12 protein-coding genes and 1 pseudogene are annotated in these 15,436 nt (G+C 38.9%); 12 read left to right on the plus strand and 1 reads right to left on the minus strand.

Annotated features, from left to right (window positions below):
- Positions 1-225: 225 nt before the first annotated feature.
- The 10 genes from rpoE to pdxJ all read left to right on the plus strand — a co-directional run bounded on the left by rpoE (position 226) and on the right by pdxJ (position 8,932).
- Positions 226-807: an RNA polymerase sigma factor RpoE gene (gene rpoE, locus P20652_RS11040; protein WP_008168012.1), complete on the plus strand. Its 582-nt coding sequence runs from the start codon at positions 226-228 to the stop codon at positions 805-807.
- Between the two features lies 1 nt (position 808).
- The gene (locus P20652_RS11035; RefSeq protein ID WP_008168014.1) at positions 809-1,426 is read left to right on the plus strand and encodes a sigma-E factor negative regulatory protein; all 618 of its coding nucleotides are present in this window, start codon (positions 809-811) and stop codon (positions 1,424-1,426) included.
- A 4-nt stretch (positions 1,427-1,430) separates the two neighbouring features.
- Entirely contained in the window at positions 1,431-2,381 is a 951-nt protein-coding gene (locus P20652_RS11030; RefSeq protein WP_007581719.1) for a MucB/RseB C-terminal domain-containing protein, read from the plus strand.
- 19 nt (positions 2,382-2,400) lie between these two features.
- Positions 2,401-2,850 carry a SoxR reducing system RseC family protein gene (locus P20652_RS11025; protein ID WP_008168016.1) on the plus strand — a complete coding sequence of 150 codons (450 nt, stop codon included), beginning with the start codon at positions 2,401-2,403 and terminating at the stop codon, positions 2,848-2,850.
- Positions 2,851-3,124: 274 nt separating this feature from the next.
- A complete protein-coding gene (gene lepA, locus P20652_RS11020) occupies positions 3,125-4,912 on the plus strand; it encodes a translation elongation factor 4 (RefSeq protein WP_008168019.1) in 1,788 nt (595 codons plus the stop codon).
- Positions 4,913-4,928: 16 nt separating this feature from the next.
- Complete coding sequence (gene lepB, locus P20652_RS11015; RefSeq protein WP_008168021.1) at positions 4,929-5,864, plus strand: signal peptidase I; 936 nt, start codon at positions 4,929-4,931, stop codon at positions 5,862-5,864.
- The gene (rnc, locus tag P20652_RS11010) at positions 5,854-6,543 is read left to right on the plus strand and encodes a ribonuclease III (RefSeq protein WP_033017358.1); all 690 of its coding nucleotides are present in this window, start codon (positions 5,854-5,856) and stop codon (positions 6,541-6,543) included. The genes lepB and rnc overlap by 11 nt, the downstream gene beginning before the upstream one ends.
- On the plus strand, positions 6,533-7,465 hold the full coding sequence (gene era, locus P20652_RS11005; protein ID WP_008168023.1) for a GTPase Era: 933 nt from the start codon (positions 6,533-6,535) through the stop codon (positions 7,463-7,465). The genes rnc and era overlap by 11 nt, the downstream gene beginning before the upstream one ends.
- Before the next feature lie 20 nt (positions 7,466-7,485).
- On the plus strand, positions 7,486-8,178 hold the full coding sequence (gene recO, locus P20652_RS11000; RefSeq protein WP_008168024.1) for a DNA repair protein RecO: 693 nt from the start codon (positions 7,486-7,488) through the stop codon (positions 8,176-8,178).
- Positions 8,179-8,200: 22 nt separating this feature from the next.
- The gene (pdxJ, locus tag P20652_RS10995) at positions 8,201-8,932 is read left to right on the plus strand and encodes a pyridoxine 5'-phosphate synthase (protein WP_008168025.1); all 732 of its coding nucleotides are present in this window, start codon (positions 8,201-8,203) and stop codon (positions 8,930-8,932) included.
- A 114-nt stretch (positions 8,933-9,046) separates the two neighbouring features.
- Here pdxJ and barA read toward each other — a convergent pair whose 3' ends face one another.
- On the minus strand, positions 9,047-11,821 hold the full coding sequence (barA, locus tag P20652_RS10990) for a two-component sensor histidine kinase BarA (RefSeq protein ID WP_008168026.1): 2,775 nt from the start codon (positions 11,819-11,821) through the stop codon (positions 9,047-9,049).
- 123 nt (positions 11,822-11,944) lie between these two features.
- Here barA and rlmD point away from each other — a divergent pair.
- Positions 11,945-13,269 (plus strand): annotated as a pseudogene (rlmD, locus tag P20652_RS10985) (23S rRNA (uracil(1939)-C(5))-methyltransferase RlmD).
- Positions 13,270-13,277: 8 nt separating this feature from the next.
- Entirely contained in the window at positions 13,278-15,434 is a 2,157-nt protein-coding gene (relA, locus tag P20652_RS10980) for a GTP diphosphokinase (RefSeq protein WP_008168028.1), read from the plus strand.
- Positions 15,435-15,436: the final 2 nt, after the last annotated feature.

Here is a 15,436-nt window from a genome sequence, read left to right on the forward strand (position 1 = left end):
CAATGCTCATATAGAGCAATATTTGTTTTTAATATCTGTAGTTGTACCATATTTGTCATACTACTACGTAGTGATTTTAAAGGCTTAGCGCCGTTATTTATCATCTATTTTATAAAAAAATAATATTAAGCAGAACTTTTTATTCATGTCGGGGTCAGAGTATTTGTGAACAATAACGACAATATGAATAACAAGCAAAAATCAGACATAGGAGTACCGGCTCGAATGAGCGAGCAGGAATTAGATTTAGTGCTAGTAAAAAGGGTCCAGCAAGGAGATAAAAACGCCTTCAACCTATTAGTGAAGAAGTATCAAAACAAAATTGCAGGTTTGATCTCACGTTATGTATCAAACCAAGGCGATATTGCTGATGTAGCACAAGAGGCTTTTATTAAAGCTTACCGTGCACTTCCCAACTTTAGAGGTGACAGCGCCTTTTACACGTGGTTATACCGTATTGCCGTTAATTGTGCTAAAAATTACTTAGTAGCCCAGGGCCGTAAACCGCCAGCTAATGATATAGACGCTGAAGACGCTGAATTTTATGACTGCGGTGATTCGATGCGATCAAACGCATCCCCTGAAAATTTACTACTGAGCGAAGAAGTTCGCGCTGTAATTTTTAATACAATTGATAGTTTGCCTGAAGAGCTTAAAACCGCAATCACTCTTAGAGAAATCGAAGGGATGAGCTATGAAGAAATAGCCGTGGTAATGGATTGCCCCGTCGGGACTGTGCGTTCGCGTATATTTCGTGCCCGAGAAGCAATTGATAACAAATTAAACCCATTAATAGGCGAGTCTTAGTATGACAAAAGCACACCTTAACAAGTTAGATAACGAAGCGTTATCGGCATTACTTGATGGCGAACAACATCTAACTGATGCAATAATTGCAGAGCAAGACGTTACTACGTTCGGCCGTTATGCGTTAATTGGTGATGCAATGCGAGCTCAAAAAAATAATAACGACATTCATATTGATATTAGCGACCGCGTTGCATTAGCACTAGAAAGCGAGCCTGTTTATGCTGACTTTAATAAACCAAAAACACAGCCTCAAGCAATCACAGAGACAGTGCAAGATAATAAAGTAGTGGCTTTTAATTGGCGCAAGCCTGTTGCTCAACTAGCGATTGCTGCCAGCGTAGCCATGTTTGCTATTATGGGAGTAAATACGCTACCTCAAAATGATCCTCAGCAAAATGAAATTCCCTTGCTGCAAACAACACCCCTAACAGGTATGGCTTCACCGGTTAGTTATTCATCAGCAGCGCCTGCGCTTGAAAATGCAGAGCTAGGTTTACGTGAATTACAACAGCAACGTATTGGTGCATTAGTTCTTGAGCATCAACGCCAAGCACGAGTTGCGAATTCTTTAGAAACAGCGCAAACTAATACCAAAGCGTCTGAGGAAAAAAACTAATTAAATGAAAGTAATCACTTTTGTTCTGTCGTTGGTAGTAAGCTTTAATGCATTTGCCAACGACACAAATCCTGCCAAAGATTTATTACTAAAAATGGCTAATGCCGTTCACACCCGTAATTTTGACGCTTCGTTTGTGGTTGTCAAAGGTAAAACAATGGAGCCCTACCGATGGGTGCATGCTTTACAAGGTGACACAGAACTTGAGCATTTAAGTTTACTTAACGGTGCTGGGCTTGAAATGGTCCGTATTGACAACCAAGTTACTTATTTTGAACCTCAGTCAGAACCATACTCCCTAAAAACAGATTCAATAGCGGGTCCAATCCCTGAAGTGCTTTTTAAAGATATAGATCGCTTAAGCGCGCACTATGATTTTGTACTAGGCGGGAAAGGTCGTATTGCAGGGCGTGCTGCACAACTAGTTCGCATAGAATCTAAAGACGAGTATAAATATAATTATTGGATTTGGCTGGATATGGAGTCGTCGTTGTTACTAAAAGCCGCGTACGTTAACCATGAAGGTGAGGCCTTAGAGCAGTTACAGCTTACTCACATTAGTGTGACAGAGCAGCCAGCAGGTATGTTACTAGAAGTGCTCAATCGAAACTTTCCAACGCCTTTACCAAACGATGCACTTATAAACGAAGACAGTACAGCTACTAACTGGCAAATTAGTTGGTTACCGGATGGCTTTGAATTACTAAAATCAGACAGACATAAGCTCGATTTAAATAACGAATTAACAGACTATTACTTGTTCTCTGATGGTTTTGTTGAAATTTCGGTATTTATACAACGTCCTTTACCAGGCAAGCGTTTAAGCGGTGCATTAACCTCTGGTGCAACGACGGTATATGTACATAACGGCGGTAATTTTGATGTATCGGTTGTTGGTAATGTACCGAGTATGACTGCAAAAGCAATTGCAGAGTCAGTAACTCGCGCCTTATAAACGATTTGTAAGGATTGTTATGATTGAACAAACCCTCACTGTTGTGGCCATTAACGGCCACATTGCAGACTTAGAAGCAGAACAAAAGCAAGCGTGTGCAGGCTGTAATGGTCGTTGCGGTTCACAAGTATTTAGTAAATTATTTGGCACAGCTAAAAAAACACTCCCCTATAAATTTGACTCATCTGTTGTGGTAGGTCAAAAAGTTACGTTGTCGTTAGATGACAGTCACGTTGTTAAACATGCTTTTGCTGTGTACATGCTTCCGTTATTTTTAAGCCTTATTTTTGCTTTAACAACATCTGAACTTTTTAAAGTTACAGAAGGCTGGCAAATTCTAGCAGCAGCTTTTGGTGGTGTTTTTGGTTTTTTTATAGCTAAAACACGAGTTAAATCGCTTAAACACGATATAAAAGTAATAAAAATTCATCCTATTAGTATTCCTTTAACTCAAATAGATGGTGATTGACGCCAATTAAATGTAAAATTGCCGTTTTATACCAAAGTAACTTGGAAATACAGGGAACCATGGTTTTAAAATTATTTTATCTGATTGAGTTGTTTGAGTTAACTAGTCGTAACTTTTTGTTATTTAAAGAATAAAATAGTTTTAGCCTACCTTAAAAAGTGTAAGTTGAGTCTGTAATTTACAAACTGAGCTTATGGCATCCTAAAGCAAGTATTTTCAAGTCACTTAGGTATTCATATTTAGTCCATTAAAATAGAAGTATAGAATCCAGTTTATGAAGCATATCCGTAATTTTTCGATCATCGCCCATATTGACCATGGTAAATCGACCCTTTCAGATCGTTTGATTCAAGTTTGTGGCGGTTTAACCGACCGTGAAATGCAAAAACAAGTTTTGGATTCAATGGATATTGAGCGCGAACGTGGTATTACCATTAAAGCGCAAAGTGTGACGTTGAATTATAAAGCGAACGATGGCGAAACTTATCAACTTAATTTCATTGATACTCCAGGACACGTTGATTTTACATATGAAGTATCGCGCTCTTTAGCTGCATGTGAAGGTGCACTACTCGTTGTTGATGCAGGCCAAGGCGTTGAAGCACAAACATTAGCTAACTGTTACACCGCTATTGAAATGGAATTAGAAGTAATTCCAGTACTTAATAAAATCGATTTACCGCAAGCGGATCCTTTGCGCGTTGCAGAAGAAATTGAAGAAATTATTGGTATTGATGCCCTTGATGCAGTGCAATGTAGCGCTAAAACGGGTGTAGGTATTGCCGAAGTTCTTGAAATGATTGTTAGAGATGTTCCGCCGCCAGTAGGCGATACAGATGGACCTCTGCAAGCACTTATTATCGATTCTTGGTTTGACCCATACCAAGGCGTTGTATCACTAGTGCGTATTAAGCACGGTGAATTACGCATTGGCGACAAAATAAAAATAATGTCGAACGAGCATATACATACTGCCGACCAAGTGGGTGTGTTTACACCTAAGCAAACTAACACCGGTATTTTAAGAACCGGTGAAGTAGGATTTGTTATTGCGGGTATTAAAGAGATACATGGTGCACCAGTAGGTGACACTATTACTCATCAAAAAAATGCGGCTCCACTTCGTTTACCTGGCTTTCAAAAAATTAAGCCTCAGGTTTATGCAGGTATGTTCCCAATTGCATCAGATGAGTATGAATCATTCCGTGATGCGCTTAATAAACTAAGCTTAAACGATGCGTCGTTATTCTTTGAACCAGAGAATTCAACTGCATTAGGTTTTGGTTTCCGCTGTGGCTTTTTAGGTATGCTACACATGGAAATCATTCAAGAGCGTTTAGAGCGTGAATACGATATTGATTTAATTACAACGGCACCTACGGTAATCTATGAGATAGTTACTAAAGAAGGTACATTTCAGATTGATAACCCGTCTAATTTACCTGCAGTAAACGATATTGTAGAAATTCGTGAGCCGATTGTTGAAGCTAATATTTTGGTACCACAAGAATACTTAGGTAATGTTATTACTCTGTGTATTGAAAAACGTGGTAGCCAAACAAAAATGACTTATCACGGAAAGCAAGTAGCTGTTACTTACGAGCTACCTATGGCTGAAGTGGTAATGGACTTTTTTGATAAATTAAAATCAACAAGCCGTGGTTTTGCGTCGCTTGATTATAACTTTAAACACTTTCAAACATCAGATATGGTGCGTGTTGATATTTTGATCAATGGAGAGCGCGTTGACGCACTTGCGATAATTGTTCACAGAGACGGTGCGCAGTCTCGTGGTCGTCAATTAGCTGATGCACTAAAAGAACTTATCCCACGTCAAATGTTTGATATTGCGATTCAAGCAGCGATTGGACAACATGTTATTGCCCGTACTACGGTAAAACAGTTACGTAAAAACGTAATTGCTAAGTGTTACGGTGGCGATGTGAGTCGTAAGAAAAAGTTACTTAAAAAGCAAAAAGATGGTAAAAAACGTATGAAGCAAGTAGGTAATGTTGAAGTGCCTCAAGAAGCGTTTTTAGCTATTTTAAAAGTTGGTAAATAAAAACAAAGGATTATAAATGGCTGGTTATTTTTCAGTTTTATTGGTGCTATTAACCTTAGGCTCAGGCTTAATATGGTTAATAGATCACTTAATGTATGCACCTAAAAGGCAAGAGCGCTTAGCGATAGCGCAAAGGTCTGCTGGAGCGCCGTTAGATGAAGAAACTGCGGCATTAATTGCACCAGAACCAGTACTAACAGAAACAGCAAAGTCGATTTTTCCAATGATTGCTGCAATTACTATTTTTAGATCGTTTATTTTTGAACCATTTCAAATTCCATCAGGTTCAATGATGCCAACATTATTAGTGGGCGATTTTATTTTAGTGCAGAAGTATTCATATGGTATAAAAGATCCTGTTTGGCGTACTCAATTAGTTGAGATGGACGAGCCTGAACGTGGTGATATTGTTGTTTTTAAGTTTCCTGGTAATGAAACAATTGACTACATTAAAAGAACAATAGGGTTACCCGGCGATAAAGTCGTATACCGCGATAAGCACCTATATATTCAGCCAAAGTGTGCTGAAGGTGAATTAAGCCGCAGTAACCTACAATGTGGTGAGTACAACAAAATTGACATGGAAGTGAAAGATAGAGGCGAATTTATGCTAGAAGGCATGGAATCGGTTCGAATAAATGAATCGCTCACAGAAGATGGTCACGATATTTTAATTTACCCTGAGGTTCCAGAGAAAAAAGGTCGTTACTTTAGACAAGCTGGTACTCGCACCGATGAGTGGGTTGTACCCGCAGATCACTATTTTATGATGGGTGACAACCGAGATAATAGTGAAGATGGTCGATTTTGGGGATTTGTACCAAAAGAAAACTTGGTGGGGAAAGCTGTCTTTATATGGATGAGTTTTGAATTTGAGAATGGCCCTGACGATATTTTACCAGGATGGGTTCCAACTGGTGTTCGCTTTGAACGCCTAGGTAATATTCAGTAACAATGAAAAAAATGTAACAGAGTTATACAACAAAATCGGCTATGAATTTGCTGATCAAGGTTTACTTGAACAGGCAATGACGCACCGCAGCCACAAAGGTCAACATAATGAGCGTTTGGAGTTTTTAGGCGACTCAATTTTGAGCTTTGTGATTGCGAACGCACTTTATGCCAAATTTCCTAAAGCACGTGAAGGCGATTTAAGTCGCATGCGTTCTACACTTGTACGTGGTCAAACTCTTGCTGAGTTTGGACTTGAATTTGGTCTGGGTGATTATTTACGCTTGGGTCCGGGCGAGCTTAAAAGTGGCGGGTTTCGTCGCGAGTCAACGCTTGCCGATGCAGTAGAAGCAATTATTGGTGCTGCATTTTTAGATTCAGGAATTGACCGTTGCGGCGAGCTAATATTGGCGTGGTACGAATCACGCCTGGATGCTATTTCACCAGGGCTTAATCAAAAAGATCCGAAGACCCTGCTGCAAGAGCATCTACAAGGCCGTAAGTTGCCTTTACCTGGCTACACAGTTGTTGATACACAAGGTCAAGCGCACAATCAAACATTCACGGTTGAATGTATTGTTGATGGAATGGATAGCATAATTTCTGTTGGTAGCTCGCGCCGAAAAGCCGAACAAAAAGCTGCTGAAAAAGCATTGAAGATAATTAAAAATGAATCTTGATACCCTAATAAAACATCGCGAAGGTGATGTAGATACGTTTTGTGGCATGGTCGCAATTGTAGGACGTCCAAACGTTGGTAAATCAACTTTACTTAATGAAATTATTGAGCAAAAAGTAAGCATTACCTCACGCAAACCGCAAACAACACGCCATCGTATTATGGGTATTCATACCGAAGGTAAACACCAAGCGGTTTATATTGATACGCCAGGGCTTCATGTTGAAGAAAAACGAGCCATTAACCGCTTAATGAACCGTGCCGCGTCTAGCTCTATTGGTGATGTTGAGCTTATTATTTTTGTAGTTGAGGGCACTCATTGGAATGCCGATGACGATATGGTACTAAATAAAGTATCGCAAAGTGGTAAGCCGGTATTATTGGTTATTAATAAAATAGACCAAGTTAAAGACCGTGACCTTGTACTGCCTCATATGAAGTGGTTAGGTGATAAGTTTGATTTTGTTGCCATCATGCCAGTATCGGCAACGCAAGGTAAAAATGTTGATTTAATCAAAGCAGAAGTCACTAAACGCTTACCTCCTTGTGAATTTTACTTTCCTGAAGATTATGTAACTGACCGTTCAATGCGCTTTATGGCAGCTGAAGTAATTCGTGAAAAGCTAATGCGTTTTATGGGTGAAGAACTACCGTATTCTGTGACTGTTGAAATTGAGCAGTTTAAATGGCAAGACAACGGTATTTGGCACATCAATGGGTTAATTCTTGTTGAGCGCGAAACACAAAAACGCATGGTTATTGGTAATAAAGGCGAAAAGCTAAAAACCATTGGCCGTGAAGCTCGTAAAGACATAGAAGAAATGCTTGATAACAAAGTGTTTTTAGAGCTTTGGGTTAAAGTTAAGTCTGGTTGGGCTGATGATGAACGTGCCCTTAGAAGCCTAGGTTATGGTGAAGACTAAACGCATAAGCAGCATAGTTTATGGATAGCGACTTCTACACTGCTTATTTGTTGCATCGACGTCCTTATAGTGACTCCCAAGTGATGCTCGATATGTTAGTAGAAGGCGTTGGTCAGCTAAGAATGCTGGCTCGAATTAGTGGTCGCCAGGCCACTAAACATAAAGCACAACTTCAGCCATTTCAGGCACTCCTTGTTAATTACAGCGGCAAGTACGATTTAAAATATATCAATAGGTTTGAACTGCATGGTAACTCGCACTTTTTAAAGGGCGATGAGCTTTATTGTGGTTTTTATTTGAATGAGCTGACTAATAGGGTTGTTCCTGTTAATGAGCCAATTGAACAAGTATTTGAGCTATATAAATCTCATCTAGGAAATTTAAACAGCGGCGCTAATCTTCAAGCGGTACTTCGTTCTTATGAATTTCAATTATTAGAACTACTCGGTTATGGTGTCGATTTTAATTTTGATGCCAGCGGTGAGCCAATAGATGAAAAGCAAACGTATAGTTATTTTTCTGAGGTTGGATTTTTAGTGCAAGAAGATACACGCTCTGGTTTTAGCGGTTTTCAGCTTAATGCGATAGCGAATCATGACTTTAGCCAAGCTGATGTGCTATATGTGGCAAAACAATTAAGTCGATATTTATTAAAGCCTTTGTTAGGTAATAAGCCATTAAAAAGCCGCGAGTTATTTTTGGCTTCTCAATAAACGTAATTTTACAGGTAAAATAATGAAAGATATTCTTTTGGGTGTAAACGTAGATCATATTGCAACGCTTCGCCAAGCGCGTGGAACTAACTACCCAGATCCAGCACATGCAGCAAGTGTTGCTGAGCACGCTGGTGCAGACGGCATAACGATTCACCTACGTGAAGACAGACGCCATATTCAAGATCGTGACGTTTATGTGATGGCTAAAACCATTCAAACTCGTATGAACCTTGAAACAGCTGTTACTGATGAAATGATTGCAATTGCACTCGACATTAAGCCCGAATACGTATGCCTAGTACCTGAAAAACGTGAAGAATTAACAACAGAAGGCGGCTTAGATGTAGCGGGCAATATCGAAAAGATAAAAGCTGCCACTAAAACGTTAACCGACGCAGGGATTAAAGTATCGCTATTTATTGATGCAGACAAAGCACAATTAGATGCAGCAAAAACATGTGGTGCACCTTATGTAGAAATACACACGGGCGCGTACGCTGATGCAACAAATGATATTGATTTACAAAAAGAGCTTGAACATATTCGTCAAGGTGTTAAATACGCAGCGAGTTTAGGCTTAATTGTTAATGCAGGACATGGTCTTCATTATCATAACGTAAAACCAATTGCTGCTATGCCAGAAATTTATGAGCTTAATATTGGTCACGCTATTATTGCTCGTGCTTCTATTGATGGACTAGATAAAGCAGTTCGTGATATGAAACGATTAATGATTGAAGCTAGAATCTAAATTTATAGCATAAATCAAATATCTTTAATTTTTAAGCGCGGTTTGTAACCGCGCTTTTTGTATTAAAAAGGTAAATAACAGTCATTGAAGCGACTTTACTTTTAGCGCAGTCAACTACCTGTGTAGCTCAGTTACATTGGCATCTACCAGTAAATTTTTAAGCTCATCTTGTAGCTCAAACAGCTCCGGCTCGATATTATCTAAAATGCAGTTACTTTTGAGTGATGTTTCTATTGTTTCAGCTAATGACTTAAGTTTTGGTACGCCTGTGTAACAGCATGCACCATGAAACTTATGAATAATACTAAGGACTTGCTGGCAATCTTTGTCATCAATAGCTTTAACGAGTAATTTTAGAGTCTCTGGCACGCTCAGTAATAGCATGTTGAGCATTTCTAAGGCTAATTCATTTTTACCGCCAGCCCGTTGCAGTGCTTGGGGCCAATCAATTCGACTGCTTTGAAATGGAGCTGGGCTTTGTGGTATGTCTATTTTAGTTTTATCACGATTTATAGGTGTTTGCGGGCTATGGTCGCTAATAATTTGTTTAAGCATATCTTCATCAATAGGTTTTGTTAAATAACCTTTAAAGCCATCTTTTAATAGCTGTTCTTTTTCGCTATGAAGGGCGTGTGCAGTTACAGCTATAATTGGTGTGTCCTCGTTAAGTGATGATTCCTGTATGAGTTTACAGGCCGTTATGCCGTCCATAATTGGCATTTGAATATCCATAAAAATCACATCGTATTTATGACTTTTACTCAAACTGTATGCTTGTGAACCATTATGAGCGGTTTCTATTATTTCAATCTGTTCACTTAATAAAGTATGCAGAAGCTTTAAATTGGCGTCGTTATCATCAACTACAAGTACTTTAAGTGGAAGTAATTGATGCTCATTTTGCTCAATATTATGTACAGGGTGGTCCAGTCTGTAAGGTGCAGCAAGTAGTTCACATAATTTACGATGATTAAGCGGTTTACTTAAACATGCGTCAGCACCACTTCCTATAAACGCTTCACGCATATTATGCGAAACAGTATTTAGCATCAGGTATAAGTAGTCGGTAGATTCGCGAACTGATTTTATGTAGCCTTTTAATTGCTGCATGTCATCTACAGATGCCATGTGGCCTATTAAACAAATATCGTATTTAAAGTCATTACTTTTAATGGCATCTAAAAAGCTGGTTTCGTTGAAGCATGCTGTAACATTGGTTTGCCATTGAGTTAATAGTGACAAAACAGCATGATGAGTATGTTCGTGAGGCTCTAAATACAAGATGCGTTTACCAATAAGTGATTTACTTGGTAAGTCGTTAGTAAATACATGGTTTGGTAAATTAAACACACTATTAAAGGTAAAGCACGTACCATTACCCGGTGCTGAATTTAGTGTTATGCGGCCATTCATAGCCTCTACTATATGCTTGGTAATAATAAGCCCTAAACCTGTCCCCCCAAATTTACGTGTAATACTTGAGTCGGCTTGGCCAAATGGAGTGAATAACGAATCTTGTTTATCCATTGGGATACCCACACCAGTATCAGTTACCGAAACCAGTACTGAGGCACGTTCGTCATCTAGTAAGCGGAAACTAACATCTACCTTAATAGATCCTTTTTCGGTGAATTTAATCGCATTACTCAACAAGTTTATAAGTACTTGCTTAAATCGAGTGGGATCACCTGTTAAGTCATCAGGCACTTGATGATTAATATAAATAGATAACTCGAGTTGTTTATCGTGCGCACTTGGTGCGAGTAATGTCATAACTTCATTCACTGAGTCACGTAATTGGAACTGTATAGATTCAAGCTCCATTGCGCCGGCTTCTAATTTAGAAAAATCTAAAATGTCACTAATAATAGTCATTAAGCTGTTGGCCGACAGCATAATGGTATCGAGGTAGTCTTTTTGGTGTTTATTAAGTGGTGTTTTATACAATTGACGAGTAAAGCCCATTACGCCATTTAAAGGTGTGCGAAGCTCGTGGCTCATTTTTGCTAAAAAATCAGACTTAACGCGATTAGCATCCTGTGCTTCTTTTTTAGCAAAAGAGAGCTGAATATTTTGCGTTTCGTATTGTTCGAGTGTTTCGCGGTAGTCGCTAGTTGCCTGATCAATATTTTTTTGCATTTCGTCTTTTTGCATCACCATTGTGTGAGCAATCGTATTTAAGCCTTCACGAAGTAACTCAAATTCACCTATCATGTTGTCGTTAAGCCCTGTACTTCTTTTTCCTTCAACAAGTTTGTCAGTTGCAAGTACTAACTTATTAAGCGGTATCATAAACATACGGCTTAACCTAAAAGCTAAAATAGCGGCAAGTACAAGAGATAAAATAATTACAACGCCAGTGACCAGTAATGCGCGCTGTTGGCCAATAATTGCTTCATCTTTATTTAGCTGCAAAATAACAGTGCCCAAAGGGCTTTGAAATGCAGGCGAATCCCATTTTGTATCATAGGTTAAATGATTAATAATAGGCGTGAAAAATGTTATGAGATCCTCAGACTCTTGCACTTTAGTTGTGAGCAGGTTTTGTAATGACTCTTGGCTAATTAGTTTATTAAAAGAGCGATGATAATTGCTGGTCATTAAAAGTTGGTTATTAACATCAAATATGGCAATTGATTTAATTGCAGGGGAGTGTCTGTTATGCGTAAAACTAATTAAGCGATTGAGTAATTGTTTATTTTTATCAAGTAATGGCTGCTCAAGCGCAATAGCAAGGGGTTCTGAAATCGTTGTCCCTTGCTGATATAAAATTTCATCAAGCTCAATGTAACGATTTATTGTAAAATACCCACCAAGCAACAATCCAATGATCACCGTTGGGATCAGGGTCAAGGTTAAAACAGAATCGCGTAGGCCTAATTTGGTCATAATGGCAGCATTTTTATCATTATTAGTATCTTTTGAGTATATACGGTTCGACACCTATTCTCAAAATATCTACAACCGTCAAAAAGTAATTGTTTTAACCAATATTTATTTAAGGTATGCCAAATGGCACAAATTTTTAAAGCGAAAAAAAACCACTACAACAAAAGTCAGTAGTGCTTGATATAACAACAATGGATCATCAAGGGCGTGGTATCGCAAAATATAACAATAAAGTATGTTTTGTCAGTGGCGCTTTACCTAATGAGCAGGTTAAAGTAACAATCGTTGATGATAAAGCTCGCTACAGTAGTGCAGTAACTCAGAAGGTTATTAAAGCAAGTGATATGCGCGTAGTTCCTTTTTGCGAGCACTACAATCATTGCGGCGGGTGTCAATTACAACACTTAGATGCACGTCAACAAGTTGTTGAAAAACAGACAGCAGTTAATCAATTATTTGAAAAGTTTGCTAAACAAAACAATCTAAATTGGCAAGACCCATTATTAAGTAAACCTAAACATTACAGACGAAGTGCTCGTATAGCGGTGATGTTTGACAAAGCAGCTAAAAAAATGAAGGTGGGTTACAGAGCAAGTGGTTCAAAAAATATTGTAAGTGTTACTAAGTGCGCCATATTAAGTGAAGCATATGCAGACGTATTTACGTTTTTTGATAAAGTGATTAATCAGCATAAAGCGCTGCACTGCATAAGCCATTTACAGTTATGCCAAGGTGATGAGCAAAATTTTGTTGTTATTCGCCATACAAAAGCAATACCAGATGAGATTAAAGCGTTAGTAGTACAAGCCACTACAAATAATCATTATGTCGTTATATGGCAAGATGAAAGTGATGTTATTGATCACTCGCATAGAGCAATGCCGTTTTATTACCTTAAAGAATTTGATCTTAAATTTGAATTTGGTTTAGGTAACTTTATTCAAGTAAATGCACAAGTTAATGAGGCTATGCTAAAGCAAGCCGCAGATTGGCTTAACCTAAGTGGTGATGAAAATATATTAGATTTATTTTGTGGCATTGGTAATTTTTCACTCGTGCTGGCAAAACAAGCAAAAACGGTAATTGGTGTTGAGGGAGTGGCTTCAGCGGTTGCAATGGCAGCTCAAAATGCGCAAACTAACTCTATTGATAATACGCAATTTCATTGTTTTGATTTAACGCAAAAAATTGAAAAAGCACAATGGTTTACTCATAATTTAGATGTGCTCGTACTTGATCCTTCACGCACTGGTGCAATGGCTGTATTAGAGCAATTACCTTTAAAACAGTTTAAAACAATTTTATATGTTTCTTGCGACCCTGTTACCCTAGCCCGTGACAGCGCTATTATTTCGCAAGCAGGCTTTGAGCTTAATAAAATAGGGCTAATGAATATGTTTCCTCATACAGGGCATATCGAAACTATGGCGTTATTTCAACGGAGGTAGAACGCATTATGGTAGCTACACGTCAATCGCATCAACAAGATGAAACAGGTGATTTTGCCGCGCGTCTTAAATCACTCGACCTTTCTACCGAAAGAGCCGAGTTATTAAATCAAGCGCAAGCGCTTTGTATTAACTGCGATAGCCAAAGCCGACAAAATATGGCCATTGAAATGGTTGAGATTTTAGTTGAGTTAAATCTTGATGCTGAATCGCTAGCTACTGCGTATTTAACACCTTATTTTTTGAGTGATTTAGTATCGCTTGAAATTGTTGAGAAGCAGTTAGGTCATAATGTAGCGATGCTTTTAACGGGCGTTGCGCAAATGGCTACCATTAGTACGTTGTCCCATCAAGGTAAAGGCACAGCGCAAGTCGATAATATTCGAAAAATGCTGCTAACCATGGTGGAAGACGTGCGCGCCGTGGTTATCAAGTTAGCTGAGCAGGTGTGTCATTTACGCAATGTAAAAAATGCTGATGAAGAAGAACGGGTTATTGCAGCAAAAGAAACCGCTGATATTTTTGCTCCGTTGGCTAATCGATTAGGTATAGGACAATTAAAGTGGGAGCTTGAAGACTTATCGTTTAGATACCTTCACCCTGATAGATACAAAAGCATAGCTAAACAACTCGACGATAAACGCTTAGCCCGAGAAGCTTACATGGAAAATATGGTTGAGCAGGTTAAAGATCGCCTAAAAGAAGCGGGTATTGAAGCGCAGGTGTATGGACGTCCCAAGCATATTTACAGTATCTACAAAAAAATGGCGCAAAAAAATTACGAGTTTGATCAGCTTTTTGATATTCGTGCAATGCGAGTTGTAGTTGAGCGTTTGCAAGATTGTTACGGCGCATTGGGAATTGTGCACACAAATTGGCGCCATCTTAATAAAGAGTTTGACGATTATGTAGCGACGCCAAAACAAAATGGCTATCAGTCTATTCATACTGTGGTATTTGGTCCTGAAGGGAAAACGGTAGAAATACAAATTCGCACCAGCGACATGCATCAAGATGCAGAGTTGGGTGTGGCTGCCCATTGGATATATAAAGAAGGTGCATTACCAGGTCGTGGCTCAGGCTACGAGCAAAAAATCAGTTGGTTGCGTAAGTTACTTCAGTGGCAAGAAGAAGTGGTTGATGGTGGTGACCTGGCCGAAGAACTTAAAAACCAAGTAGTTGAAGACCGTGTTTATATATTTACCCCAAGCGGCGATATTATTGATTTACCGCTAGGTGCAACACCGCTTGATTTTGCTTATTATATTCACTCAAACGTTGGGCATCGCTGTATTGGTGCAAAAGTATTTGGCAAAATAGTACCATTTACGCACCAGCTTACAACAGGGGATCAAGTAGAAATACTCACCCAAAAGCAGCCTAATCCAAGTCGTGATTGGTTAAATCCGTCATTAGGGTACATTAAATCATCACGTGCGAGAGCTAAAATACACCATTGGTTTAAACAACTCGACCGCGATAAAAACCTCAGTGCTGGTAAAGAAATTCTCGACAGCGAACTACAAAAACTCAATTTAACATACAAAGATTTAGAGCCCGCCATAAAGCGCTTTAATTTTAAAGAGCTTGATGACCTGATGGTTGCGATTGGTGCTGGCGATGTGCGCTTAAATCAAATGCTTAATTTTGTGACCGACCGGACAGAAGATGAGCCGGTAATTCGTATTAAAGCCCCCAGCAAAGTAACCGGTGATAAAAACGGTATAGTGGTTGATGGCGTGGGTAGTTTAATGAGCCATGTAGCTAAGTGTTGTCGTCCAGTACCGGGTGATGAAATTATTGGTTATATAACACAAGGCCGTGGTATTGGTGTTCACAAGGATGATTGCGACTCTTTTAATAACTTAAAGACTCAACACCCAGAGCGCGTAATTTCGGTAAGTTGGTCTGATGACATTAATGGCTCGTATGCATTGAGTATTAAAATTGAAGCAAGTGATAGATCAGGGTTAATACGCGATATTAGTTCAGTCCTAGCTAATGAAAAAGTAAATGTTTTAAACATGAACGTAAATACGGTAGAAGCTAATCAGTTAGCAGTGTTTAACATGCAAATAGAAGTGCATGATTTATCTGGCACTAACCGTGTACTTTCAAAGTTACACCAAATTGAAGGTGTTCACGATGCCAAGCGTAGCCATTAAAT

The sequence above is a fragment of the Pseudoalteromonas sp. BSi20652 genome (assembly GCF_000239855.1).
In the GTDB taxonomy this organism is placed as follows: Bacteria; Pseudomonadota; Gammaproteobacteria; order Enterobacterales; family Alteromonadaceae; genus Pseudoalteromonas.

Excerpts from the sequence above, each read along its gene's own strand:
- rpoE (WP_008168012.1), top strand. The coding sequence starts at position 226 with ATGAGCGAGCAGGAATTAGATTTAGTGCTAGTAAAAAGGGTCCAGCAA.
- P20652_RS11035 (WP_008168014.1), top strand. The coding sequence starts at position 809 with ATGACAAAAGCACACCTTAACAAGTTAGATAACGAAGCGTTATCGGCA.
- P20652_RS11030 (WP_007581719.1), top strand. The coding sequence starts at position 1,431 with ATGAAAGTAATCACTTTTGTTCTGTCGTTGGTAGTAAGCTTTAATGCA.
- P20652_RS11025 (WP_008168016.1), top strand. The coding sequence starts at position 2,401 with ATGATTGAACAAACCCTCACTGTTGTGGCCATTAACGGCCACATTGCA.
- lepA (WP_008168019.1), top strand. The coding sequence starts at position 3,125 with ATGAAGCATATCCGTAATTTTTCGATCATCGCCCATATTGACCATGGT.
- lepB (WP_008168021.1), top strand. The coding sequence starts at position 4,929 with ATGGCTGGTTATTTTTCAGTTTTATTGGTGCTATTAACCTTAGGCTCA.
- era (WP_008168023.1), top strand. The coding sequence starts at position 6,533 with ATGAATCTTGATACCCTAATAAAACATCGCGAAGGTGATGTAGATACG.
- recO (WP_008168024.1), top strand. The coding sequence starts at position 7,486 with ATGGATAGCGACTTCTACACTGCTTATTTGTTGCATCGACGTCCTTAT.
- pdxJ (WP_008168025.1), top strand. The coding sequence starts at position 8,201 with ATGAAAGATATTCTTTTGGGTGTAAACGTAGATCATATTGCAACGCTT.
- barA (WP_008168026.1), bottom strand. The coding sequence starts at position 11,821 with ATGACCAAATTAGGCCTACGCGATTCTGTTTTAACCTTGACCCTGATC.
- relA (WP_008168028.1), top strand. The coding sequence starts at position 13,278 with ATGGTAGCTACACGTCAATCGCATCAACAAGATGAAACAGGTGATTTT.